This is a genomic window from Streptococcus infantis, from assembly GCF_047460405.1.
Classification (GTDB): domain Bacteria; phylum Bacillota; class Bacilli; order Lactobacillales; family Streptococcaceae; genus Streptococcus; species Streptococcus infantis_Q.
Window position 1 is genome coordinate 76,164 of sequence record NZ_JASHGH010000003.1, and the last position, 24,451, is coordinate 100,614.

Sequence of the window (24,451 nt, forward strand, 5' to 3'; positions counted from 1 at the left end):
GGGCATCTGAAATTTTTTCATTCTTTCTTCCTAGCCTAGTGACTAGTCCATCAGATTATCATTCCTTATTATATAATATACATCTTTTTTTGACCACACTCACATCTATTTCCTCAACTGTCAATTCTTAATCCCGAAATGTATACCTTACTGTTGAAGCATCTCTTAATCACTTAAAATAGAGAGCTAACTTTCTTCGGGGAAGAATCAAAAGAGTGCTTGACTTCTGCCAAACACTTTTCTTATTACTACTATCTTAAAAAATGATAATAGATAAAATTATAAACAAAAATCCAGATGGGCTTTGCATAAATGAGAAAGTTGAAAAAACTATGGCACAGGATTGTAATTTTCAGGTTCTTTGTCCAACGGTAGACCAGGGCATAGAAGAGACCGCCTAAACTATAAATGATCAAACTGATAGGATCTCGGTGAGTTAGGATCAAATGACTAAGTCCAAAGATGAGGGCTGATAAGATAACATCCAGATAATACTTGGAGTTTGGAAAGAAGGTATTCATAAAATACCCTCTATGAATCAGTTCCTCCAATATAGGTCCGACGACTACTGTTAAACTAAAACTGAGAACAGTTGATAGAAAAGTTGGTTGCCCATTGGAGTATAGAATCGAAATAAGGTCTTGAAAGATATACTTGTTATCAATTAGGTGATGAAACTGTAATTGAAAAGCATCCACCAATTGACGATCAAAATAAGTAGCCACTAGACCAACTACAAGGTAAAAGAATCTTGACTTCTTAGAACCCTTTTTTTCAAAAATATAGAGCATCTCTTTCTTTTTGAGCCAGTAGATAAATAATAGCAAAAGAGCTGTTACTTCAACTGTTAAAAAGATAGAATAGCCATCTATCCCCCATCCTAAAAACTTAGTCAGATACATAATCCCTAACTCTGGTAGATAAACCGATAGAAATACCAGTAAGACAAAGACTCCCAAATGCCCTAGTTTTTTCATACTCACTCCTTTAACTTATCAATAGCCAACACCAGAACTACGTCTAGTCACATCAGCAAGTATAGTTTTCTGATTTGTTGCTATACTAGGTCAAGTCCAAATTCTTTCATCAAACATCCAAATCATACCACCACCTGAAACTTGCTCTAACTCTTCAAACGAAAGAACTGTAAATGTAGCTGTCAAGTAGCTTCTTAAATGATATGTTTCTAAGCCTATATGTTCATTATACATATTTTTTTGATTATTTTAGCAGTTATTTCCTCAACTGTCAATTCTTAATCCTGAAATGTCTTTTTTATAGCAGCCAAAAAGAGGCTGGGACAAAAGTCCTGGCCTCTCAATTGTCTTTGGATTGTCGAGCAAGACGCAGTGGTTGAGTGGGCTCTACTACGCTGATTTCATCAGCTTTTACAGCCCTACTCAACTGTGCGGAGGTGGGACGACGAAATCGAATTCTAACGAATTACCGATTTCTGTCCCACTCTCTTTCTTTTTAATATTTTCTAAAGCGTTGGAAGCGTTCTTCAATGAGTTGATCTAACGGAAGTTTACCAAGTGCATCGACTTCTGCTTGGAGTTGTTCTTTCACTTGCTTGATCAGTTCTTTACTTGATAGACCCACCTCAGAGATGACCTTATCAACAACTTGCATATCCAACAACTCATACGAGGTGATTTTCATCAACTCAGCTGCTTCCATGGCACGAGTTCCATCTTTCCATAAGATAGAAGCAAATCCTTCAGGACTCAGTACGGCATAGATGGAATTTTCAAGCATCCAAACACGGTCAGCTACTGCAAGTGCAAGAGCTCCACCAGATCCACCTTCACCGATAATAATGGCGATAATGGGCACTTTTAGGTCGCTCATTTCAAAGAGATTACGGGCGATAGCTTCACCTTGTCCACGTTCCTCTGCCCCTACACCTGGATAGGCACCAGCAGTGTTGATAAAGGTAACAACAGGACGACCAAACTTTTCAGCTTGCTTCATCAAACGAAGGGCCTTGCGATAGCCTTCTGGATGGGGTTGTCCAAAGTTACGGTTAAGATTATCTTGTAAACTTTTACCTTTTTGGATTCCAACTACAGTTACTGCTTGGTCTCCTAACCATCCGATACCACCAACCACAGCACCATCATCTCTGAAAGAGCGATCCCCATGTAGCTCCACAAAGTCATCAAAAATTCCTGTTGCGAAGTCCAAGGCAGTTAAGCGGGTTTGTTCACGTGCTTCTCTGACGATTTTCGCTATATTCATCAACAATCCCCCTTATGCAACCTTACTAATCGAGCAATCATATCTGGCAATTCTCGCCGTTTTACAATTGCATCTACAAAGCCATGCTCTAGAAGAAACTCTGCCTTCTGGAAATCCTCTGGTAAGTCTTCCCTTACCGTATTTTCAATCACACGGCGTCCAGCAAAACCAACAAGACTTTGAGGTTCCGCTAAGATGATATCCCCTTCCATAGCAAAGGAAGCTGTAACACCTCCAGTTGTTGGATCCGTAAGGATTGTCAGATAAAAGAGACCTGCATTGGAATGGCGTTTAACAGCTGCAGAGATTTTAGCCATCTGCATCAAACTCATGATTCCTTCTTGCATACGGGCACCACCAGAAGCCGTAAACAAGACGACTGGCAATTTTTCAGCGGTCGCATATTCGAACAAGCGAGTGATTTTTTCACCAACAACTGTCCCCATTGACGCCATAATAAAGTTTGAATCCATGATGCCAAGGGCAACCTTCTCTCCCTTAATCAAAGCTGTTCCTGTTACAACAGCCTCATCAAGACCTGTCTTTTCACGCATCAAAGTTAACTTTTTACGATAGCCTGGAAAATTCAAAGGATCCTGAGTCTCAATCCCTTTAAACATTTCCAAAAACGTACCCATATCAATGGTTAAAGCTAAACGCTCTTGAGCTGAAATACGGAAGGTATAGCCACAGTGAGGGCATATACGCTCACTCCCCAAGTCCTTTTGGTAAATCGTATATTTGCAACCTGGACATTGGGAGAAGAGTTCATCTGGAACCTCTGGCTTGATCTGAGGTTGATTTACAGTCGAACGATTGGGATTGATTCGAATATATTTATCTTTTTTACTAAATAGAGCCATACATCCCCCTTTTCGGTCTCATAGTCTTTTTACATTATTCTTTTTCTTGATAGTGTGGTAAGAAGGTCTCCATCAAGAAGGAAGTATCGTAATCTCCAGCAATTACTCGACGATCTGAAATCAAATCGAGTTGGAAATCAGCATTGGTGACAACCCCTTCAATTTCGAGTTCATATAGAGCTCGTTGCATTTTCATGAGAGCATCAAAACGATTTTCGCCATGAACAATAATTTTAGCAATCATACTATCATAGTATGGCGGAATGGTATAACCTGGATAAACTGCTGAGTCAACACGCAAGCCAACACCACCACTCGGTAGATAAAGATTGGTAATCTTCCCTGGACTTGGTGCAAAATTAAAGGCTGGGTTTTCCGCATTGATACGGCACTCAATAGCATGTCCTTTTAGAACAATATCTTCTTGTTTCAAGGTCAAAGGTTGACCTGCTGCGATACGGATTTGTTCCTTGACAATATCCACACCAGATACAAATTCAGTTACTGGATGTTCTACTTGGACCCGAGTATTCATTTCCATAAAGTAGAATTTCCCAGTCGCTTCATCTAGTAGGAATTCAATGGTACCAGCATTCTCGTAACCAACAGACTCCGCTGCACGTACTGCCGCTGCACCAATTTCATTACGAAGGGTTTTTCCAATAGCAATCGAAGGACTTTCTTCTAAAACCTTTTGGTTATTCCGTTGAAGCGAACAGTCACGCTCACCTAGGTGAATAACATGACCCATCTGGTCAGCAAGAATCTGTACTTCAATATGGCGAGCAGGATAGATCACACGCTCAAGGTACATCGCTCCATTACCAAAGTTGGCTTTGGCTTCACTAGAGGCTGTTTCAAAGGCTGACACGAGATCTTCTGCTTTTTCAACCTTACGAATCCCTTTTCCACCACCTCCAGCTGAAGCTTTCAGCATAACTGGATAACCAATTTTTTCAGCAATAGCAAGAGCCTCTTCTGCAGTATGAACTTCTCCATCTGAACCCGGAATGACGGGAACATTAGCCTTAATCATTTGAGCACGGGCGTTAATTTTATCTCCCATGATATCCATGACACGAGCTGATGGTCCGATAAATTTAATCCCAACTTCTTCACACATGGTTGCAAATTTGGAATTTTCACTTAAAAAGCCAAATCCAGGGTGAATGGCTTCAGCTTCAGTCAAGACCGCAGCTGAAAGGATGGCATTGATGTTCAGATAAGATTCTGTAGCCTTCCCAAGGCCGATACAGATAGCCTCATCAGCCAAAAGCGTGTGGAGAGCTTCCTTGTCAGCAGTCGAATAGACAGCGACTGTTGCAATTCCTAATTCTCGTGCCGCACGAATAATACGAACAGCAATTTCACCACGATTGGCAATTAAAATCTTACGAAACATGGAAAACCTCCCTAGTTTCCAATAGCAAAGGTCAGAGTACCGCTTGCTGCAAGCTTACCATCTACTTCTGCCTTCGCTTCTACTACGGCGATTGTGCCACGACGTTTGACAAACGTTGCTGTCATGACAAGCTGATCACCAGGAACAACTTGTTTCTTAAACTTAACCTTATCCATACCAGCATAAAAGACAAGTTTCCCTTTGTTTTCAGGTTTTGATAATTCCAAAACACCTGCTGTCTGAGCCAAGGCTTCCATAATGAGGACTCCAGGCATAACTGGGTATTGAGGAAAATGACCATTGAAGAAAGGTTCGTTAATCGTCACATTTTTAATGGCAACAATTGTATCTTCACTAACTTCTAAGACACGATCTACTAAGAGCATGGGATAACGGTGTGGCAAAGCTTCTTTAATTCCTTGAATATTAATCATTTGATACGTACCAAGCCTTTCCCAAACTCAACCATTTCTTCATTTTCAACAAGAATTTCTGTTACGACACCGTCTTTAGGTGCTGGAATTTCGTTCATGACCTTCATAGCTTCGATGATGACCAGAGTTTGGCCTTTTTTAACAGTATCACCGACTGAAACAAAATTAGGTTTGTCTGGTCCGGCAGCCAAGTAAGCAACTCCGACAAGTGGACTTTCTACAAGGTCCCCTTCAGCTTCAGATTCACTAGCACCTGATTCTGAAACTGCTTCTACAACTGGTGTTGTAGTTGGAGTTTGTGGTGCAAGTGTAGATTCAGTTACTGAAACCGCTGGTTGAGGTGCTGGACTTGTTTCTGAGATAAATTTTGCTTCATTTTTACTGAAAAGCAACTCATCCGTTCCATTTTTATAAGAAAATTCTCTCAAGCTTGACTGGTCAAATTGTGCCATCAAGTCTTTGATTTCATTTAAATTCATCTTTACTTATTCTCCCAACGTTTGAAAGCAAGAACTGCGTTATGCCCACCAAATCCAAAGGTATTTGAGATAGCATATGGAATTTCACGTTCCAATCCTTGTCCATAGATAACGTTTGCTTCAATGTAGTCTGATAATTCTATCGTTCCAGCTGTCATTGGAACATAGCTTTGACGAATAGCTTCAATAGTAGCGATTGCTTCAACAGCTCCTGCCGCTCCTAGCAAATGGCCTGTAAATGACTTAGTTGAAGATACAGGTACTTCCTTACCAAGAACAGCTACGATTGCTCCACTTTCTCCTTTTTCATTAGCAGGAGTTGAAGTACCGTGAGCATTAACATAAGCTACTTGATCTGGTGTGATCTCTGCTTCATCCAAGGCAAGTTTGATGGCTTTAATAGCTCCTTGACCTTCTGGATGTGGTGAAGTCATATGATAAGCATCACAGGTATTCCCGTAGCCAACAACTTCTGCTAAGATAGTCGCTCCCCGTTTTTCAGCATGCTCTAAACTTTCAAGAACCAACATTCCTGATCCTTCTCCCATGACAAAACCATTACGGTCTTTATCAAAAGGAATCGAGGCACGACTTGGATCTTCAGTTGTTGAAAGAGCTGTCAAGGCTTGGAAACCAGCAATGGCAAATGGAGTGATAGAAGCCTCAGAACCACCAACTAGCATAACATCTTGGTAACCAAACTTGATGGAACGAAAGGCATCCCCAATTGCATCATTTGAAGAAGCACAAGCAGTATTGATAGATTTACAAATACCATTAGCACCAAAGCGCATAGCAACATTTCCTGAGGCCATATTTGGTAAAGCTTTTGGAAGGGTCATCGGTTTCACACGTTTTGGACCTTTTTCATGAAGGCGAATGACTTGATCTTCGATTTCCTTGATTCCACCGATACCTGAAGCAACGATAACACCAAAGCGATCCTTATCCAGAGCTTCTACATCAAGACCTGCATGATTAACGGCTTCTTGTGCTGCATATAGCGCATACAAAGAATAAGCATCAAAACGATTGGTATCTTTTTTTACAAAATATTTGTCAAAAGGAAAATCTTTGATTTCTGCCGCATTATGCACTGCAAATTCACTATGATCAAACTTAGTAATTTCACCAATTCCAATCTTACCAGTTTTTAAGCTGTTCCAAAATTCTTCTGGTGTGTTGCCGATTGGAGATGTCACTCCATAACCTGTCACTACTACTCGATTCAGTTTCATTCTTCTACCTCTATTTTAACTCTTATTGCATGGTTAGTCCACCATCAATTGCAATTACTTGTCCTGTTAGATAATCTTGACTAGCAAGAAAGGCTGTCACATCAGCCACCTGCTCTGCTTGTCCAAACTGTTTCATCGGAATTTGCGCCAACATGGCATCCTTTACTTTATCTGTCAAGACAGCGGTCATATCCGATTCAATCATTCCTGGCGCAATAGCATTTACTCTCACATTGCGATTGGCAACCTCACGTGCTACAGACTTGGTAAAACCAATCAATCCTGCCTTTGAAGCAGCATAGTTCGCTTGACCGATATTTCCCATCAAACCAACAACACTGGACATATTGATAATGGCACCCTCACGAGCTTTTAGCATCTGTTTCAAGACTGCTTGTGTCATATTGAAGGCACCTGTCAAATTGACTTTTAAAACCTTCTCAAAGTCTACTTCTGTCATCTTGAGCAGGAGAGTGTCTTGGGTAATCCCGGCATTGTTGACTAAAACATCAACTGAGCCCAACTCCTCAATCGCTTGGTCCACCATGCGCTTAGCATCCGCAAAATCAGAAACGTCACCAGAAATAGCAAGGACCTTCACTCCGTATGGTTTAAATTCGGCTAGAAGCTCCTCGGAGATTTCACCACGACTATTCAAGACAACATTGGCTCCCAAGCTGGCAAATTTATGAGCAATGGCAAGACCAATTCCTCGACTTGAGCCTGTAATAAAGACATTTTTCTGTTCTAGTTTCATGTTTCTCCTTTCAAAACTTCTACCATTTTGGTCTAATTTTCTAAGAGTGCTTGTAAACTTGCTTGATCTTCCACATTAGCAAGTTGAGCTGTTTTATCTATCTTTTTGACGAATCCTGACAAAACTTTACCAGGTCCAATCTCGATAAAACGAGTGACACCCGCTTCTTGCATCACTGCAATACTTTCATAAAAGCGAACGGGTTCCTTAACTTGACGAGTTAAGAGTTCTGCAATGCGTTCTTTTTCCATGACCTTTGCTTCTGTATTTCCAACTAGTGGACAAGCAAAATCAGAAAACTCAATCTCTGTCAAGGCTTGAGCTAATTTCTGACTAGCAGATTCCAATAAAGCTGTATGGAAAGGTCCAGAAACATTTAGCGGAATTAAGCGTTTTGCTCCTGCTTCTTGCAAGAGTTCAACTGCACGATCCACAGCAACCACCTCACCACCAATAACAATCTGGCTTGGGGTATTGTAGTTAGCTGGAGTCACAACACCAAGTTGAGAAGCTTCTTGACAAGCTTGTTCAATTACTTCAACCGGTGTATTAAGCACAGCTACCATTTTCCCTGATCCTGCTGGTGCCGCTTCTTCCATATAAGCTCCACGTTTAGCAACTAGAGCCACTGCATCTTCGAAATCCAAGGCACCACTAGCTACAAGGGCAGAATATTCTCCAAGAGACAGACCTGCCACCATATCAGGTTGGTAACCTTTTTCCTTTAGTAGTCGGTAAATAGCAACGGACGTAGCTAAAATAGCTGGTTGCGTGTAACGAGTCTGATGTAGCTTTGTTTCATCATTATCAATCAAGTCACGAAGGTCATAGCCTAAGACTTGGCTAGCTTGGTCAATTGTTTCCTTGACGATAGCATATTGGTCGTATAGTTCACGTCCCATTCCAAGGTACTGGGCTCCTTGACCTGCAAATAGAAAGGCTGTTTTAGTCATTTCTTGTAACTCCTGCCCAACGAGCAGCTTCTGATTGAATCTTTTCAGCTGCACCGTAGTAAATATCTTTTAAGATTTCTTCAACAGTTTCTTCTTTCGAAACCAGACCTGCAATCTGGCCGGCCATTACTGAACCGCCATCCACATCACCATGGACAACAGCCTTAGCTAAGGCTCCTGCGCCCATTTGTTCAAAAATTTCTAAATCTGGATTTTCTTGTTTGAAGGCATCTTTTTCAGCTTGCTCGAAATCACGAGTCAATTTATTTTTAATGGCACGAACTGCGTGTCCAAAATGTTGTGCTGAGATAGTTGTGTCAATATCACGAGCTTTTAAAATTTTAGCTTTATAGTTTGGATGAGCATTCGATTCTTTAGCAACTACAAAACGAGTTCCTACTTGCACAGCTTCTGCACCAAGCATAAATCCAGCTGCAGCTCCCTCACCGTCTGCAATACCACCAGCAGCGATAACAGGAATTGAAACAGCAGCTACAACTTGACGAACCAAGGTCATAGTTGTTAACTTGCCAATGTGTCCCCCAGCTTCCATACCTTCAGCAATGACGGCATCCGCACCAATTTTTTCCATGCGTTTTGCCAAAGCTACGCTAGGAACTACAGGAATAACGGTGATTCCTGCCTCATGGAATCGTTCCATGTATTTACTTGGGTTTCCAGCTCCAGTTGTAACAACCTTAACCCCTTCTTCAATCACAAGATCAACGATATCTTCAACAAATGGAGACAAAAGCATAATGTTGACACCAAATGGCTTGTCTGTTAATGATTTAATCTTATCAATATTGGCCTTAACCACTTCCTTGGGAGCATTTCCTCCACCAATGATACCTAGACCACCAGCTTTGGAAACAGCACCTGCCAGGTCACCATCAGCGACCCAGGCCATTCCTCCCTGAAAGATAGGATATTTAATATTCAATAATTCTGTAATACGTGTTTTCATAGTGCCTCCATGATTCTTGCTTAGGTAATAGTTCGACCATATTATACTTTGACCGTCAAACTATTACCTGAACAAGAGGGAGCGGGTTCCCCCTACTCCTTCTTCATTTATTTTAATTATTTTGTTTGCTCTTCAACGTAGGCAACCAAGTCACCAACTGTTTTCAAGTCATCTTCTGCTTCGATTTGAATATCAAAAGCATCTTCAATTTCTGAGATTACTTGGAACAAGTCCAATGAATCTGCATCCAAATCATCAAAAGTAGATTCAAGTGTTACTTCTGATGCATCTTTCCCAAGTTCTTCAACGATAATTCCTTGTACTTTTTCAAATACTGCCATGATAGACTCCTTTAAAATAAATAGTTTTTATAACAATGTGTTCACCACATGATTACCTAAATTGTAACAACAAGTGTGCCCCATGTCAAACCTCCACCGAAGCCTGACAAGAGTATTTTTTGGCTACCATCCAAACGAATGAGCCCTTCTTCTACACACTCTGAAAGTAGTATCGGAATACTTGCCGCACTAGTATTGCCATACTTGGTCATATTTGCGGGAAGCTTATCACGATCTACACCGATTTTTCTAGCCATCTTATCCAAGATACGGTTATTGGCCTGATGAAGCAGGAGATAGTCTAGCTCTTCTGCAGATATAGGACTCATTTCTATGGTCTCCTTGATAGACTTAGCAACGTCTCGAATTGCAAAATCAAAAACTGCCCTACCATCCATTTTCAAGAAAGCATCTGGCTTTTCTTGAACTGAAAATGGGGAAGTCAAGCCTGTCTGCCCATAGGTCAAGCACTCACTACGTGAACCATCGCTATTGAGACTCTCCGCTAGGAAATGTTGCTTATCGCTTGCTTCTAACAAGACGCCACCAGCTCCATCTCCAAATAGGACAGCTGTTGAACGATCTGTCCAGTCTAAGGCTTTGGACATAGTTTCACTACCGATGACCAAGCCCTTTCTAAATCGTCCAGATGATATGAATTTCTCAGCAGTTGAAAGGGCAAAGGTGAAACCACTACAAGCGGCGGTTAGATCAAATGCAAAGGCCTTACGAGCACCAATACGAGCCTGTACACGTGCTGCAGTAGAAGGCATCATTGAGTCAGGTGTCATCGTAGCTAGGATGATGAAATCCAACTCTTCAGCAGAAATCCCTGACTTCTCTAGGAGTTGTTTTGCAACTGCCGTTGCCAAATCTCCAGTTGATTCTGTCTTAGAAATGCGACGTTCCTTAATCCCAGTTCGACTTGAAATCCATTCATCACTCGTATCCATAACCTGAGCCAAATCTTCATTTGTGACAATCTGCTCTGGAACATAATGAGCAACCTGGCTTATTTTCGCAAAAGCCATTATTTCAAATCCTCCAAAAATTGATAAAGATTGGTCAAACCTTTACTCATGACATCCATTTCCTCTGGGCTCATGCCTTCGATGATCCTTTCGACCATGGCCTTGTGGAAACGTTTATGGAGACGATGTACGAGTCGACCTTTCTTGGTCAAATGCAGATGTACTACACGACGATCCTGATCTGAACGTAAACGTTCGATGTAACCTTTTCGTTCCAAGTTGTTCAAGCTAGTTGTCACTGTTCCTAGAGTTACCATCAACTCTTTGGACACTTGACTTGGAGTCACATCTGGAAACTTGCCAATCACATCAATCGTGTGCATTTCCTTGATGGAGATATCCTTGAAACGACTACCTCTCAAACTCACTTCCTCAATCACCAGGACGTTATTAAAAATAGATGTTAAATAGTCATTGATCCGTTGGTAGTCCAATTCTTTTCCCTCCCTCATCAAAAAAAGTTTAACTATCAAAACATTTGACAAAAAAAGTATATCAAACTTCAAAGAATTGCGCAAGTATTTTATTATTTCCCCAAAAATTTTGGACGTCTTCTTTCAGAATGTGCACGAACACCTTCTTTGAAATCCTCCGTATAAGATAGAGATTTTTGCAATTCCAATTCTAGCTCTGCGTACTCGTGCCACTGCTTAAACTCGCTCTCCCAAACTAACTTCTTAATAGCAGCATAGGAGTTAGAGGAGCCTCTTCTCAACTTCTTCAACAATTGTTCTCTTGTCTTTTCTAATTGATCACTAGCACACAGACGATAGACAGCTCCAGCTTCCAGTGCTTTTTCTGCTGTGAAAGCTTCACCTGTCATAGCTAATTGCGTTGCCCGAGTCGCACCAAGTGATCGTGTAAGCAAGAATAAGCCACCTGCATCAGGAGCTAAGCCCACACCTACAAAGGCCTGGATGAATTTAGCTCTGTCAGAAGCAATACAGAAATCAACTGCCAAAGCCATATTAGCCGCCGCCCCAGCAACTGCTCCATCTACTTCCATGATGACAGGCTTAGGAATTTGCTTAATTTTATAAGAAATGGCATTGACTAATTCTGCAATCTGAGCCAAGGAGGCAATATCATCCTCTTCGACAGCACGTTTCATTTCTACTAGATCGCCCCCAACAGAGAAGACTTTGCCAGCAGCATTGATGAGAATAAACGAAACCGAAGCATCTTTTTCAGCCAATTCCAATGCTTCTAGAATTTCTTGACACATAGGAATATGAAAACCATTGGCCACCTCAGGACGATTTAAAGTTAGTATCGCTAAATCGTCTTGAACTTGATAGAGAATATGATCCATAGGCACTCCTTTCAATTTGCAACGAAGATTAAATTATTTTATTTTCAAATTATATCTTTTTTTGATTTATTAAACAAGAGAAAAATCGACCGAAAATGTCTCGGCCGATTTTAAAAACTTAGTTTGGTCTCTAAAAATAAAGGAAAACCAGTACTTCTATCATCCATGAAATCATAAATGACTTCAAGCATCCGCCCTCCTTCTCTCTGATAGAGCTGTTCTTTGTTGAATCCTTTATGGTAGAATTCTCCTGAAACCATGTAAAAAATACGATTGGGATCTTCTAGGTAGGCAAAAAGATTCCCTGTAAAAGGAGCTTCCTTATCCCCGTCCTTGTTGACCAGACTTGCAGCTAAGAGTTTCGTGATTCCTCTAAATTGTCCACTTTCATCTGTTCGACAGTAAAACTTGACTATAGCTTCATAGTTAGGATTGACGATAACCTTTTCAGAGAGAATTCGATAAGTCCTTGACTTACTATCTGACAAGCCGATAGATAAGATAATTTTAGCCCTCTCAACTGATATCTGACCTTCCTTAGCATACTCAATCGCTAATTCTTCTCCAGTCAAACGACCACTGGAAAGAGGATGAGAAGTTGCTCCGATACTTGTAGGAATCATCACGAAGGTAAGAAATAGTATTAAACAAAACACTCTTTTAATCATCTTTCCCAACTCCTTTCATCAGAAGAGTTTTTCCCCCTATACCTTTATTATAAGCTTTCCTGATGAGACATTCAAACAATTATATAGGACATTTTCCAGATTGAAAAAAGCCCCTCTTTCTGCTATAATCGTATAAAATACTTACTTTAGGAGTTCTTATGAAGGTTGTTAAATTTGGTGGAAGCTCGCTTGCCTCTGCTAGTCAGTTAGAAAAAGTTCTAAACATTGTAAAAAGTGACCCTGAACGTCGTTTCGTAGTTGTATCTGCTCCAGGCAAACGTGACGCCGAGGATACTAAGGTGACAGATGCCTTAATTAAATACTACCGCGACTATGTAGCTGGTAACGATATCAGTAAACGTCAAAACTGGATTATTGATCGTTATGCTGCCATGGTTAGTGAGCTAAAACTCAAACCAACAGTTCTAGAAAAAATCTCAAAAAGCATCCGTGCTCTTGCAACTCTTCCTATAGAAGAAAACGAATTTCTCTACGATACTTTCCTAGCAGCCGGTGAAAACAACAATGCCAAATTGATTGCTGCCTACTTTAACCAAAACGGTATCGATGCACGCTATGTTCACCCTAGAGAAGCTGGGATTGTGGTAACAAGTGAACCTGGCAACGCTCGCATCATTCCATCAAGTTATGACAAGATTGAAGAATTGACAAATGCAAATGAAGTCCTTGTCATTCCTGGTTTCTTTGGAGTTACCAAGGAAAATCAAATCTGTACCTTCTCACGTGGGGGTTCAGATATCACTGGTTCTATCATTGCTGCTGGTGTCAAAGCTGACCTCTATGAAAACTTTACGGATGTAGATGGAATCTTTGCAGCCCACCCTGGTATTATCCATAAACCACACTCTATCCCTGAATTGACCTACCGTGAAATGCGTGAATTAGCCTATGCTGGATTCTCTGTACTACACGATGAAGCACTTCTACCAGCCTACCGTGGGAAAATTCCTCTTGTCATTAAAAATACCAACAATCCAGACCACCCAGGTACTCGCATTGTGCTACAACATAGCAGCGACAAATTCCCAGTTGTTGGGATCGCTGGTGATTCTGGCTTTGTCAGCATTAATATGTCTAAATATCTGATGAACCGCGAAATCGGTTTTGGTCGTAAAGTTCTTCAGATCCTTGAGGACCTTAATATTGGTTGGGAACATATGCCAACTGGTATCGATGACCTGTCTATCATCTTACGTTCACGAGAATTGACTCCGATTAAGGAAGAAGAAATCCTTCGTCAATTAGTCCAAAAAGCAGAGGTAGACCACGCTGAAATCGAACACGACCTCTCTATCATTATGATTGTTGGGGAAAAAATGAAGCGTCATATCGGGGTAACTGCTACAGCCACTCGTGCCTTATCTGAAAACAACATCAACATCCAAATGATGTCACAAGGTTCTAGTGAAGTTTCTATCATGTTTGTTGTCCACAAAGACCAAGAAAAAGCCGCTCTTAAAGCTCTCTACCAAGCATTTTTCGGTGAAAATAAGGAAGACTAAACATGGCACAATCCCTCAATAAGGTCGTCGACTTGCAAACAACTGGAACCTCCTATCTCTCCATTACAGGAAAGGTTGGAAAATTTCTGGTCGGAGATCATGCCCTAGAATTTTACTCAGATCGTAATGTCGAGGACTATATTCAAATCCCTTGGTCCAGCGTTAATCAAATCGGAGCCAATGTTTCAGGCCGCAAGGTTAGTCGTCATTTTGAAATCTTTACAGATCAAGGAAAATTCCTCTTCGCCTCAAAAGACTCTGGAAAAATTCTTAAGATTGCTCGTGAAAAATTGGGAAATGACAAGGTAGTCAAACTTCCTACCTTAGTCCAAATCATTGGTCGAAAAATTAAAAATCTATTTGCAAAAAAATAGAAAGTTTAGTATAATCATAGAAACGGATAAGTAGGTTACTTCCTTCTTTCAGAAAGTCTGCGGGTGCTGCGAGCAGATAGAAGATTTAATTGAAATTCTACCGTTGTTTTAAATCAAATACAGAATCAAGTGCACACCTGTGAAGTTGGATGGAACCGTGGCCCTGCCACTCCAACGCTTTGTCAGGTGTGCTTTTTTCATAAAGGAGTTTATATGTTAGATATCAAACGTATTCGTACAGACTTTGATGCTGTCGCAGAAAAACTAGCTACACGTGGTGTAGATGCTGCTATCTTGAACGAGATGAAAGAAATCGATGCCAAACGACGTGACATCTTGGTTAAAGTTGAAACTCTCAAGGCTGAACGTAACACAGTTTCTGCTGAGATTGCCCAAGCTAAACGTAACAAGGAAAATGCAGACGACAAGATTGCAGCTATGCAAACCCTCTCTGCCGAGGTAAAAGCTCTTGATGCAGAATTGGCTGAAATCGATGCTAAATTGACAGAATTTACCACAACACTTCCAAATATCCCAGCTGATAGCGTGCCTATCGGTGCAGACGAAGACGATAACGTAGAAGTTCGCCGTTGGGGAACTCCTCGCGAGTTCGACTTTGAACCAAAAGCTCACTGGGATCTAGGTGAAGATCTTGGTATTCTTGACTGGGAACGTGGTGGAAAAGTAACTGGTGCCCGCTTCCTCTTCTATAAAGGCCTTGGAGCTCGTTTGGAACGTGCTATTTACAACTTTATGTTGGATGAACATGGAAAAGAAGGCTACACTGAAGTCATCACACCTTACATGGTTAACCATGATTCTATGTTCGGTACTGGTCAATATCCAAAATTCAAAGAAGATACATTTGAATTGAAAGATACTAACTACGTCCTCATTCCTACTGCTGAAGTTCCTCTGACCAACTACTACCGTGATGAAATTCTTGATGGGAAAGACTTGCCAATCTACTTTACTGCTATGAGCCCATCTTTCCGTTCTGAAGCTGGTTCAGCTGGTCGTGATACTCGTGGTTTGATTCGTTTACACCAATTCCACAAGGTTGAAATGGTGAAATTTGCCAAACCTGAAGAGTCATACGAAGAACTAGAAAAGATGACGGCCAACGCTGAAAACATCCTTCAAAAACTCAACCTTCCATACCGTGTGGTAGCTCTCTCTACAGGAGATATGGGCTTCTCAGCAGCAAAAACTTACGACTTGGAAGTGTGGATTCCTGCACAAAACACCTACCGCGAAATCTCAAGCTGTTCAAATACAGAAGATTTCCAAGCCCGTCGTGCGCAAATTCGTTACCGTGATGAAGCCGATGGTAAGGTTAAACTTCTCCACACCTTGAACGGTTCTGGACTTGCTGTTGGACGTACAGTGGCAGCAATTCTTGAAAACTATCAAAACGAAGATGGTTCTGTTACTATTCCTGAAGTACTTCGTCCATACATGGGTGGTGCTGAAGTCATTAAACCATAATAAAATAAACATAAAAAGAGGAAGTCGAGCTTCCTCTTTTGCATTTCATGTAAAAAAACAGGTAGAAAATCTTTCATCTCTACCTGTTATTTTTATATTCTCTAGTAACCACCCATCATTGATGGATCCATAGCTGGTACTGGGGCTACTGGTTCTGGTTTGTTAGCCACAACTGCTTCTGTTGTCAAGATAAGACTTGCTACTGAAGCGGCGTTTTGAAGGGCTGAACGACTAACCTTAACAGGATCGATAATTCCTGCTTCAATCATGTTGACCCATTCACCTGTTGCAGCATTGAAACCTGTTCCAAGTTCTGCATTTTTCAAACGATCAATAACAATTGAACCTTCATAACCTGCATTATAAGCGATTTGGCGTACAGGTTCTTCCAAGGCACGAAGAACAATGTTACGTCCTGTTGCTTCATCACCTTCTAACTCCAAGGTCGCAACAGCAGAGATAACATTGACAAGGGCAGTACCACCACCTGCAACGATACCTTCTTCAACAGCTGCGCGAGTCGCATTGAGAGCGTCTTCGATGCGGAGTTTCATTTCTTTCAATTCTGTTTCTGTTGCAGCACCAACCTTGATAACTGCTACCCCACCTGACAACTTAGCCAAGCGTTCTTGGAGTTTTTCACGGTCAAATTCTGAAGTTGTTGTTTCAATTTGTGATTTTATGACAGCAACACGGTTAGCAATTGCTTCAGGATTACCTGCACCTTCTACAATGACTGTACTATCTTTATCAACAGACACTTTAGCTGCTTGACCAAGTGCTTCAATGGTAGCATCTTTCAATTCAAGACCAAGATCTTCTGTGATAACAGTTCCGCCTGTCAAAATGGCAAGATCTTCCAGCATAGCCTTACGACGATCACCAAATCCAGGCGCCTTAACAGCAACTACGTTGAAGGTTCCACGAATTTTGTTCAAAACAAGAGTTGGAAGAGCTTCACCGTCAACATCGTCTGCAATAATCAAGAGTGGACGACTGCTTTGAAGAATGCTTTCTAGAAGTGGCAAGATTTCTTGGATATTTGAAATCTTCTTATCTGTAATCAAAATGTATGGATTTTCAAGGTCTGCAACCATTTTTTCATTGTCAGTGACCATGTACTGTGATAGATAACCACGGTCAAATTGCATTCCTTCTACAACTTCAAGCTCTGTTTCCATCCCACGTGATTCTTCAATAGTGATAACTCCATCTTTACCAACTTTTTCCATGGCTTCAGAGATGTATTCACCAACTTTTTCAGAACGAGATGATACTGCAGCGACCTGAGCGATAGCTTCTTTATTGGCTACTGGAATAGCATTGTTCTTCAAGGCTTCAACGGCTGCAGCGACCGCAGTTTCAATCCCACGGCGAATACCAATTGGATTTGCGCCAGCAGTTACGTTTTTGATTCCTTCACGAACGATAGCCTGAGTCAAGACTGTTGCAGTAGTTGTCCCGTCACCAGCGATATCATTAGTCTTAGAAGCTACTTCTGATACCAATTTGGCACCCATATTTTCAAAATGGTCTTCCAATTCAATTTCTTTAGCGATTGTTACACCATCATTGGTAATCAATGGAGAACCAAATGATTTTTCAAGAACAACGTTACGACCTTTAGGTCCCAAAGTTACTTTAACAGTATCTGCTAGAATATCAACACCACGAACCATAGCTGAACGAGCGTCTGATGAAAATTTAATGTCTTTTGCCATACTTACTTTCTCCTATTATTCTTCAACGATTGCTAAGATACTAGCTTCACCCACGATGAGGTATTTTTCATCCCCATCTTTGACATCAATACCTGCATGAGCTTCTACCAAAACTTGATCTCCAACTTTTACACTCGGAGCAACTAGCTCACCGCTCAAGGTACGAACACCTTGTCCAGTAGCCACTACTGTAGCTGTTTTAGTTTCTTCTTGAGCTGATTTTGCGAGGACAAAGCCTCCAACAGTTGCTTCTTTTTCTTCAATTTTTAAGACCACACGGTCTCCTAATGGTTTCAACATCTGTTTTCCTCCATAATTCAATCATATTATTAGCACTCTTTGTATACGAGTGCTAAACCATAGTTCTATTGTATCACTTGGTCAAAAATAGTCAAGAAAAAAGTCTGATTTATAGCATAAAAAAGAGTTGGAGAAAACTCTCAAACTCCTATCGTTTTAGAAGGGAAGTTCCTCTTCTTCCAAGACCAAATCTGCTAAGTCTTGTCCTGCATTATTTTCACGCATAGCACGTTGGGCACGGCTTTCTAAGAGTTGGAAACCTGTACAGAGAACTTCTGTTACATAGTTGGTCTGGCCATTCTTCTCAAACTTACGGGTACGAAGTTCCCCATCCACAGAAATGAGACTACCCTTGCTTCCATAACTAGCCAAGGTTTCAGCCAATTTTCCCCAGACCACAATATTGATGAAGTCTGCTTCACGTTCCCCATTTTGATCTTTATAACGGCGATTCACTGCGATAGTTGCTCGTGCAACAGACTTATCATTGTTGGTTTTGTGCAACTCTGGTGTAGACGTCAAACGTCCGATCATAATAACTTTATTATACATTTTTTCATCCTCCTACTTATCTATTCGAAGGTAAAAGAAAAAAGTTACAAAATTTGTAACTTTTTTAAATAATGTTAATCTCTGTGAATCATAAATCCAGTTGCTTGTTGATTGGCCATGATGGTCATATCTGTAATTTGCACACGACGTGGTTGACTGGTCACATAAACAACGGCATCAGCGATGTCTTGTGCTTGCAAGGCTTCGAGCCCCTGATAGACCGTCGCAGCCCGTGCCTCATCTCCATGGAAACGGACTTTTGAAAAATCAGTCTCTACAATACCAGGCTGAATGGTTGTCACCTTGATATCAGTCGCAATGGTATCAATCCGTAGTCCATCTGAAAAGGTTTTGACTGCAGCCTTGGTTGCTGAATAGACTGCTGCACCAGCGTAAGCGTAAATACCTGCGGTTGAACCCATATTAATGATATGGCCTTGATTTGCAGTCACCATAGAAGGCAAGAGACAACGAGTAACAGCCATCAGGCCCTTGACATTGGTATCCAGCATGGTCAGCATATCCCACTCTTCATAATCCTGATAGGGAGCTAAGCCTAAAGCAAGTCCAGCGTTATTGACCAATATATCAATCTGACCCACAGTTTTTAGAATATCTGAACAGACAGTCTTAACCATGCGCATATCCGTAACATCTAAAGGAAAGGTCCAAACTTTTTGATTTAGAAAGATTTCTGCGAACTCAGTTTTGAGAGCTTCAAGTCTTTCTGTTCGACGTCCTGTGAGAACAATATTCTCACCTTTTTCTAGATAGGCACGCGCAATAGCTTCACCAATACCTGATGTTGCACCTGTTATCACAACATTTTTTGCCATCTTACTTTCTCCTATCTAACTTAACAAATTTAAGCTGTCCAGTGTTTTGCTGGGTCAAATGGAGTTCCAACAACTTGGTCTTCGGACAATTCAATGACACCACGTTTTTGTGGAGCATTTGGCAAATGCAATTCACGAGGACTACACATCATGCCAAAACTCTTTTCACCACGAAGTTCCCCTGGGAAAATGAGATTGCCTTTTGGCATCATAGCTCCTGGAAGAGCTACAATGGTTTTCAAACCAAGACGCGCATTTGGAGCACCTGCCACGATTTGTACTGTTTTGTCATTCCCAACAGCAACTTGACAGATGTTCAAGTGATCACTATCTGGATGTGCCACCATCTCTACAATTTCTCCAACCACAAATTTTGGTTCCTTGTCGTTGATAATCTCTTCGGTAAAGTCTTGTGCCTGCAATTCTTGATTCAAACGAGCTACTTGGTCATCAGTTAAAAAGACTTGCCCGCGCTCAGCGATTTCAAACATGCTAGAAACTTCAAAAATATTCCAAGCAACAGTTTCACCTGTTTCCTTTAGGAAAACACGCGCCACATTGCCTTTACGTTCAACATCTAGTTTGGCATCGCCACTGTTTTTCACGATGACCATAAGGACATCACCAACATGTTCTTTGTTATATGTAAAAATCATTCTTTCTTTTCTCCTATTTTAATCCTGCTAAAAAGTCGTTAATTTGTGCCTTGGTTTTACGGTCACGATTGACAAAGCGCCCAATCTCCTTGTCCTTGTCTAAAACAACAAGACTTGGAATCCCGTAAACATCCCAAAGTTTAGCTAGTTCCATGTACTCATCACGGTCTACTCGTATAAAGGTAAACTCTGGATTTGATTCTTCAATCTCTGGCAAAGCAGGGTAGATATAACGACAATCGCCACACCAATCCGCAATAAAAAGGAAGACCTTCTTGCCATCCTGTTCAACTAGATTAGCTAGTTCTTCCAAACTATGAGGATTTATCATAAGATTTCCTCCTCATAGATGAGAGCATCATCATCATAGACAAAGGTATAGTGACGACCATCCTCAAAAATGACACCACCAACGAGACGCTCTAAGCTACTTTCGTAGACTTGGACATAGAGAGTCGCAATTTCACCCATCTCTGAAAAGGAGTCACGCACAATAGCGGTCAACTCTTCCTGCGTTTTCATGAGTTTATGGTCATCAGCTACTTTCTTAGCTCCAAAAGCAAGTGCTCCAAGGCCGATTATGGCAAGACCTGTCTTAAAAATATTTTTCGTTTTCATGCTAACATTGTAACACAAAAAGATAAGTAGGACAAATCGTGAATGCTATTTTCATTTGAACTATATGTACCTCATTTCAAGAAATATTGACTCCTATCTCCTCCTATGCTACAATACCTCAAAGTAACGATTTACTTATCCATAAAATTCTAAGGATATTCTAAATGAACAAAGAAAGCTATTTCGACGGTGGATTACTCAGCTTTATCGGGCACTCGATTGTCGCTTTTTTCATCATCGCCTTAACTCTAGGAATTGCCACACCTTGGGCCGTTTGTTTTATGCAAGGTTGGAAAGTCAGACATACTGTCATCGATGGTCAACGTTTATATTTTGATGGAACTGGCGCCCAGTTATTTGGAAATTGGATCAAATAGTTCTTACTGACGATTATCACTCTTGGAATCTATTCATTTTGGTTAAAAATAAAAACAGAACAATGGATTACCAAACATACCCATCATATGTAAAAAGTGCGGTTTATAGACCACACTTTTTTTATAGCTCTTAATAATGTCTCTCACCAAATAAACCTTCTGGCAATTCATGGAACCCCTTGCCTGCCTTGAAGTTTTCAAATTTTCCTAGCAAGAACTGGTAGGCATCCAAGCGGCTTTCATAGCGAATCATGGCATCTTTAGCACGCTCATCTTGGTCTTCTTCATAGACCTTTTGGCTTTCCTTGAAAGCCATATCATTAATCATGATCTGGGTATTGACCCAGGCTTCAAATTCTTTCATAAATTCTTGTTCGTAACTCATTGTTTCTCCTTATTCTATTCCTCGATAGTAGTCTGTATCAATCTCACGGTAGGGTTGAATATCCTGAACATATTCCAACACACCTTGAAATTCCCCGTTCTCATCGTGTACTGCAGCATAGGTGATATGGACAAACTTACCTCGTGACTCGGACTTGAACCACATCTCATACTTGTCCTTGACCCCGTCACGAAGACCTTTCATAATGGTCTTTACCTTATCAAGGTACTTGGGCGGGTGACAAAGCTCAACATTTCTCCCTACTTGAGAAGGTGTTCGCTTGAAAATCATTTCATCCGCTGGTGTATTGTCATTATAATACTGGAAGATATCATCCTTATTAACAAAGGTAATCTCCATCGGCAAATGATTAAGGATAAGATTAGCTTGTTCAATTGAAAGATAGCCATTTCCAAAAGCCTGCTGACTATTTCGGTCCATCACTGCTTCCTTTTCCTTAGGTGTGAAGGTGATGGTAAACTGACCTTCTGGCGTATCAATCACTTGTTGAACCTGTCCATCTACAGTTTCTGGCTGACTTGGTTCTTCTACACTTTTCTTCTCAACAAAGCTTTTACGTTCTGGAATCCATTTTTCAGACGGACGGATAATGGCATAGCCATAAGCATCACTTTCCTCAGCAATCTGAATCCAGTCATCCTGGGTGAAGGATTCGAGTAGAATCATGAGGAGGATAGATTCTTCCTTGAAAATCATACTTTCAAACTCTGTCGCAAAAGCTTCAAAAGCTTCCTTTACAGTGCTAATTGGTATCTCTGGTAAGGATTTGACTGTCTCCATTGCTCTTTGAAAGAGTTCCCTGATCTGGTCATCCACTCCCCACATGACTTTTGGAGGCGAATCATGTCCATAACGCTCCATAATAGGAAAGAAGAGTTCTTCCTTGCGCTGGTAGTGACGGTCAAATTGACCTACAAGGCCCATCTGCCGAACCAAACCCTTACGCATCTCCGCAAGCATTTCCTCGTCTTCCATAGACTCATATGTATCTAACAATCTACGAACACGAATCAAGGCAGCACGGAGGGCTAGATTTTCATCTTTAAAGACACGCACAGGATGACCAGGATGCTCTGTATCTTCAACTTCGACACCCTTAACAGCATTTTTAAAGAGATTGGCATGGACATCACAGAGCTCCATGACGTCTTCAAAGGTCACACCTGAGTCAGAGTTCATCAACTCATGCTCCATGAGAGAAATCTCGATAGCTGATACACCTGTAAAGGTCGCATCAAAGCGCTCCTGAACGGATTCAGGTGAGACTCCATTATGCAATTCTAATAAAATATCCCGTAGGACATGAATTCGTTCATCTGTCATTAGTCTAATCCAATCACTTCGTAACCATTTGCTTCCAGTGTGCGTACAATCTTGTCCATAGGAGTTCCCTCGAGCTTAGACCCCTGTTTGAGCGATACTTTGCGACCGACTGTATTTCGCATCAAGGGATTAGCAAGAGGCTTGAAACCGAGCTCCACTAGTATATCTAAAACTTCTGGATGTTTGTCCACCACTTCCGCAACAGGAATAGATACATCAATGATATTGTCCATCATAACCTCCATCTTATTCTCTAACAGTTTTTTCTTTTTTATTATACCACAAGGGCAAAGATTAAAAAACTAGCAGTAGAAGACTTGCTAGTTTATTTCGTATCACTTCATTATTTCTAAATATATAGACTCTTCCTAGTAAATATCCCAAAGTCTTAATGTATCTTTAGTATTATCATTAAAGAAGTTTGAAAAACCAGTCTATGATCTTGAAAAGAATCTTATAGAACAGTAATTGGAAGGCGAAAGAGATTAAAAACCAGAGAATTTTTATCAGACCGACAATTGGTGTTATAAAAAGAAGAGTGAAGAGCTTCCAAAAAGATTTCATTCTTTATCCTCCGGCTTCATCAACCAAGTAGCTGTATCCATAAGCTTATCTACGAGAAGTAATTTTCCCAAACTAACGACTGTGTTTTCATCTTTTTTTATGGTTTCTGCAACTTTTAAAGCTTGCCTTGTAAGAACATAATTACCATATGTTTTAGCTAATATCTTAATGACTCCCATGTTTCCCTCCTTCATTTCCGATAGCATGGATACAGCTTACTATTTCACTTCACCATAAAGGATTATCTTTACAATTTTTCTAGAATTTTCACTATCGATTTGATTATCCACTCAAGAAACATTCATACCCATAATAGGCTTCAACATCAATCCAATGCTTTTAGCTACTTTTCACTTTGTGAGCCTGGCTCCAAATAGATCATCAGTTTTACTAGTTATATTTATAATATCATACTATAGAAATTTTATAAAGCAATTTGAAAAACTTGCTGCCTAAGAATTCCTTTATTATTGTCTAATAGGAGTTGAATATAAAAAGAGGGGTCACCCTCTTTCTACTTAGTTTTTATCCAGATTGCGTAGCATCTCGTCAATCTTGTTTCCATATTCGATGGATTCGTCTTTGACGAAAGTTAAGTCTGGAATTTTGTACAATTTCAAATTGCGACCAAGCTCACGTTTGATAGTTCCGGTTGCTTTTTCAAGGCCAATTTGGGCCTTTTGATTATCTGAAGCCAGGTTACTCAAAATAGTGTAGTAAACCTTAGCTACAGACAAGTCACCTAGCATCTGAACATCAGTGATAGTCACACCTTGGACTCGTGGATCACGGACTTTCTTTTGCAAAATCTCATTGACTTCGCGCTTGATCTCCATGCCCACACGATCCGTACGGAAATGATTTGCCATATTTCTTCCTTTCTCTCAATTGAACCAAAAGCTAGGCCAGCAGACCTAGCTTTGTCTAGTAGATAGAGGAACTAGAGCCATTTGAATCTAGGAAACAAGCCTTAGATAGAACTACGGGTTCATCAAGGCGCTGTTGACGACGAGTCAAATGAGCTATC

31 protein-coding genes and 1 pseudogene are annotated in these 24,451 nt (G+C 40.7%); 4 read left to right on the top strand and 28 right to left on the bottom strand.

The window, feature by feature from the left end; all coding sequences use genetic code 11:
* Positions 1–251: 251 nt before the first annotated feature.
* The 16 genes from QM928_RS02090 to QM928_RS02165 form a co-directional block, all read right to left on the bottom strand.
* The gene (locus tag QM928_RS02090) at positions 252–977 is read right to left on the bottom strand and encodes a CPBP family intramembrane glutamic endopeptidase (RefSeq protein WP_281335153.1); all 726 of its coding nucleotides are present in this window, start codon (positions 975–977) and stop codon (positions 252–254) included.
* Between the two features lie 90 nt (positions 978–1,067).
* The gene (locus tag QM928_RS02095) at positions 1,068–1,163 is read right to left on the bottom strand and encodes a bacteriocin (RefSeq protein ID WP_281335154.1); all 96 of its coding nucleotides are present in this window, start codon (positions 1,161–1,163) and stop codon (positions 1,068–1,070) included.
* A 310-nt stretch (positions 1,164–1,473) separates the two neighbouring features.
* Positions 1,474–2,241 carry an acetyl-CoA carboxylase carboxyl transferase subunit alpha gene (locus QM928_RS02100; RefSeq protein ID WP_281335155.1) on the bottom strand — a complete coding sequence of 256 codons (768 nt, stop codon included), beginning with the start codon at positions 2,239–2,241 and terminating at the stop codon, positions 1,474–1,476.
* Positions 2,241–3,104 (bottom strand): acetyl-CoA carboxylase, carboxyltransferase subunit beta, encoded by an 864-nt coding sequence (gene accD / locus QM928_RS02105; protein WP_281335156.1) that lies wholly within the window; start codon positions 3,102–3,104, stop codon positions 2,241–2,243. The genes QM928_RS02100 and accD overlap by 1 nt, the downstream gene beginning before the upstream one ends.
* Before the next feature lie 34 nt (positions 3,105–3,138).
* Positions 3,139–4,506: an acetyl-CoA carboxylase biotin carboxylase subunit gene (gene accC, locus QM928_RS02110; RefSeq protein ID WP_414294452.1), complete on the bottom strand. Its 1,368-nt coding sequence runs from the start codon at positions 4,504–4,506 to the stop codon at positions 3,139–3,141.
* A gap of 11 nt (positions 4,507–4,517) precedes the next feature.
* Positions 4,518–4,940, bottom strand: a complete 423-nt coding sequence (gene fabZ / locus QM928_RS02115; RefSeq protein WP_414294453.1) for a 3-hydroxyacyl-ACP dehydratase FabZ — start codon at positions 4,938–4,940, stop codon at positions 4,518–4,520.
* The gene (accB, locus tag QM928_RS02120) at positions 4,937–5,419 is read right to left on the bottom strand and encodes an acetyl-CoA carboxylase biotin carboxyl carrier protein (protein ID WP_414294454.1); all 483 of its coding nucleotides are present in this window, start codon (positions 5,417–5,419) and stop codon (positions 4,937–4,939) included. The genes fabZ and accB overlap by 4 nt, the downstream gene beginning before the upstream one ends.
* A 2-nt stretch (positions 5,420–5,421) precedes the next feature.
* Entirely contained in the window at positions 5,422–6,657 is a 1,236-nt protein-coding gene (gene fabF, locus QM928_RS02125; RefSeq protein WP_414294455.1) for a beta-ketoacyl-ACP synthase II, read from the bottom strand.
* Positions 6,658–6,679: 22 nt separating this feature from the next.
* Positions 6,680–7,414 carry a 3-oxoacyl-[acyl-carrier-protein] reductase gene (gene fabG, locus QM928_RS02130; RefSeq protein ID WP_414294456.1) on the bottom strand — a complete coding sequence of 245 codons (735 nt, stop codon included), beginning with the start codon at positions 7,412–7,414 and terminating at the stop codon, positions 6,680–6,682.
* Positions 7,415–7,446: 32 nt separating this feature from the next.
* Complete coding sequence (gene fabD, locus QM928_RS02135; protein WP_414294457.1) at positions 7,447–8,367, bottom strand: ACP S-malonyltransferase; 921 nt, start codon at positions 8,365–8,367, stop codon at positions 7,447–7,449.
* Positions 8,360–9,334 (bottom strand): enoyl-[acyl-carrier-protein] reductase FabK, encoded by a 975-nt coding sequence (gene fabK, locus QM928_RS02140; RefSeq protein ID WP_414294458.1) that lies wholly within the window; start codon positions 9,332–9,334, stop codon positions 8,360–8,362. Before fabK ends, fabD begins: the two co-directional genes overlap by 8 nt.
* Before the next feature lie 116 nt (positions 9,335–9,450).
* A complete protein-coding gene (locus QM928_RS02145; RefSeq protein ID WP_414294459.1) occupies positions 9,451–9,675 on the bottom strand; it encodes an acyl carrier protein in 225 nt (74 codons plus the stop codon).
* Between the two features lie 56 nt (positions 9,676–9,731).
* Positions 9,732–10,706, bottom strand: a complete 975-nt coding sequence (locus QM928_RS02150) for a beta-ketoacyl-ACP synthase III (RefSeq protein WP_414294460.1) — start codon at positions 10,704–10,706, stop codon at positions 9,732–9,734.
* Positions 10,706–11,140 carry a MarR family winged helix-turn-helix transcriptional regulator gene (locus QM928_RS02155; protein WP_000386343.1) on the bottom strand — a complete coding sequence of 145 codons (435 nt, stop codon included), beginning with the start codon at positions 11,138–11,140 and terminating at the stop codon, positions 10,706–10,708. Before QM928_RS02155 ends, QM928_RS02150 begins: the two co-directional genes overlap by 1 nt.
* Before the next feature lie 92 nt (positions 11,141–11,232).
* Positions 11,233–12,018, bottom strand: coding sequence for an enoyl-CoA hydratase (locus QM928_RS02160; protein ID WP_414294461.1), 786 nt, complete (start codon positions 12,016–12,018; stop codon positions 11,233–11,235).
* Positions 12,019–12,128: 110 nt separating this feature from the next.
* Complete coding sequence (locus tag QM928_RS02165) at positions 12,129–12,686, bottom strand: hypothetical protein (RefSeq protein WP_414294462.1); 558 nt, start codon at positions 12,684–12,686, stop codon at positions 12,129–12,131.
* Positions 12,687–12,844: 158 nt separating this feature from the next.
* Here QM928_RS02165 and QM928_RS02170 point away from each other — a divergent pair, with 158 nt between their 5' ends.
* The 3 genes from QM928_RS02170 to serS all read left to right on the top strand — a co-directional run bounded on the left by QM928_RS02170 (position 12,845) and on the right by serS (position 16,071).
* The gene (locus tag QM928_RS02170) at positions 12,845–14,209 is read left to right on the top strand and encodes an aspartate kinase (protein ID WP_315640827.1); all 1,365 of its coding nucleotides are present in this window, start codon (positions 12,845–12,847) and stop codon (positions 14,207–14,209) included.
* A gap of 2 nt (positions 14,210–14,211) precedes the next feature.
* A complete protein-coding gene (locus QM928_RS02175; protein WP_153225089.1) occupies positions 14,212–14,583 on the top strand; it encodes a DUF956 family protein in 372 nt (123 codons plus the stop codon).
* A 213-nt stretch (positions 14,584–14,796) separates the two neighbouring features.
* On the top strand, positions 14,797–16,071 hold the full coding sequence (serS, locus tag QM928_RS02180; protein ID WP_000884217.1) for a serine--tRNA ligase: 1,275 nt from the start codon (positions 14,797–14,799) through the stop codon (positions 16,069–16,071).
* Positions 16,072–16,172: 101 nt separating this feature from the next.
* Here serS and groL read toward each other — a convergent pair whose 3' ends face one another.
* From groL to QM928_RS02215, 7 genes are all read right to left on the bottom strand, one after another.
* On the bottom strand, positions 16,173–17,792 hold the full coding sequence (gene groL / locus QM928_RS02185; protein ID WP_414294463.1) for a chaperonin GroEL: 1,620 nt from the start codon (positions 17,790–17,792) through the stop codon (positions 16,173–16,175).
* A gap of 15 nt (positions 17,793–17,807) precedes the next feature.
* Positions 17,808–18,092, bottom strand: a complete 285-nt coding sequence (gene groES, locus QM928_RS02190; RefSeq protein ID WP_142558245.1) for a co-chaperone GroES — start codon at positions 18,090–18,092, stop codon at positions 17,808–17,810.
* Positions 18,093–18,248: 156 nt separating this feature from the next.
* Complete coding sequence (locus QM928_RS02195) at positions 18,249–18,644, bottom strand: single-stranded DNA-binding protein (RefSeq protein ID WP_000282453.1); 396 nt, start codon at positions 18,642–18,644, stop codon at positions 18,249–18,251.
* A 74-nt stretch (positions 18,645–18,718) separates the two neighbouring features.
* Positions 18,719–19,480: an SDR family NAD(P)-dependent oxidoreductase gene (locus QM928_RS02200; protein ID WP_373094315.1), complete on the bottom strand. Its 762-nt coding sequence runs from the start codon at positions 19,478–19,480 to the stop codon at positions 18,719–18,721.
* 29 nt (positions 19,481–19,509) lie between these two features.
* Positions 19,510–20,136, bottom strand: coding sequence for a YtpR family tRNA-binding protein (gene ytpR / locus QM928_RS02205; RefSeq protein ID WP_414294464.1), 627 nt, complete (start codon positions 20,134–20,136; stop codon positions 19,510–19,512).
* A gap of 13 nt (positions 20,137–20,149) precedes the next feature.
* Positions 20,150–20,467 (bottom strand): thioredoxin family protein, encoded by a 318-nt coding sequence (locus QM928_RS02210; protein ID WP_375555671.1) that lies wholly within the window; start codon positions 20,465–20,467, stop codon positions 20,150–20,152.
* The gene (locus QM928_RS02215; protein WP_414294465.1) at positions 20,464–20,754 is read right to left on the bottom strand and encodes a DUF4651 domain-containing protein; all 291 of its coding nucleotides are present in this window, start codon (positions 20,752–20,754) and stop codon (positions 20,464–20,466) included. The genes QM928_RS02210 and QM928_RS02215 overlap by 4 nt, the downstream gene beginning before the upstream one ends.
* Positions 20,755–20,918: 164 nt before the next feature.
* Between QM928_RS02215 and QM928_RS02220 the strand changes: the two are divergent.
* A pseudogene (locus tag QM928_RS02220) lies at positions 20,919–21,224 on the top strand (DUF898 family protein).
* 37 nt (positions 21,225–21,261) lie between these two features.
* Here the strand turns inward: QM928_RS02220 and QM928_RS02225 are convergent.
* The 5 genes from QM928_RS02225 to rbfA all read right to left on the bottom strand — a co-directional run bounded on the left by QM928_RS02225 (position 21,262) and on the right by rbfA (position 24,293).
* Positions 21,262–21,516, bottom strand: a complete 255-nt coding sequence (locus QM928_RS02225) for a DUF1912 family protein (RefSeq protein ID WP_414294466.1) — start codon at positions 21,514–21,516, stop codon at positions 21,262–21,264.
* 9 nt (positions 21,517–21,525) lie between these two features.
* Positions 21,526–22,860 carry a DUF438 domain-containing protein gene (locus QM928_RS02230; protein ID WP_414294467.1) on the bottom strand — a complete coding sequence of 445 codons (1,335 nt, stop codon included), beginning with the start codon at positions 22,858–22,860 and terminating at the stop codon, positions 21,526–21,528.
* Positions 22,860–23,093 carry a DUF1858 domain-containing protein gene (locus tag QM928_RS02235; RefSeq protein ID WP_000368732.1) on the bottom strand — a complete coding sequence of 78 codons (234 nt, stop codon included), beginning with the start codon at positions 23,091–23,093 and terminating at the stop codon, positions 22,860–22,862. The genes QM928_RS02230 and QM928_RS02235 overlap by 1 nt, the downstream gene beginning before the upstream one ends.
* Positions 23,094–23,420: 327 nt before the next feature.
* Positions 23,421–23,603: a hypothetical protein gene (locus tag QM928_RS02240; RefSeq protein WP_414294468.1), complete on the bottom strand. Its 183-nt coding sequence runs from the start codon at positions 23,601–23,603 to the stop codon at positions 23,421–23,423.
* A 339-nt stretch (positions 23,604–23,942) separates the two neighbouring features.
* Positions 23,943–24,293: a 30S ribosome-binding factor RbfA gene (gene rbfA, locus QM928_RS02245; protein ID WP_001273601.1), complete on the bottom strand. Its 351-nt coding sequence runs from the start codon at positions 24,291–24,293 to the stop codon at positions 23,943–23,945.
* Positions 24,294–24,451 lie beyond the last annotated feature (158 nt).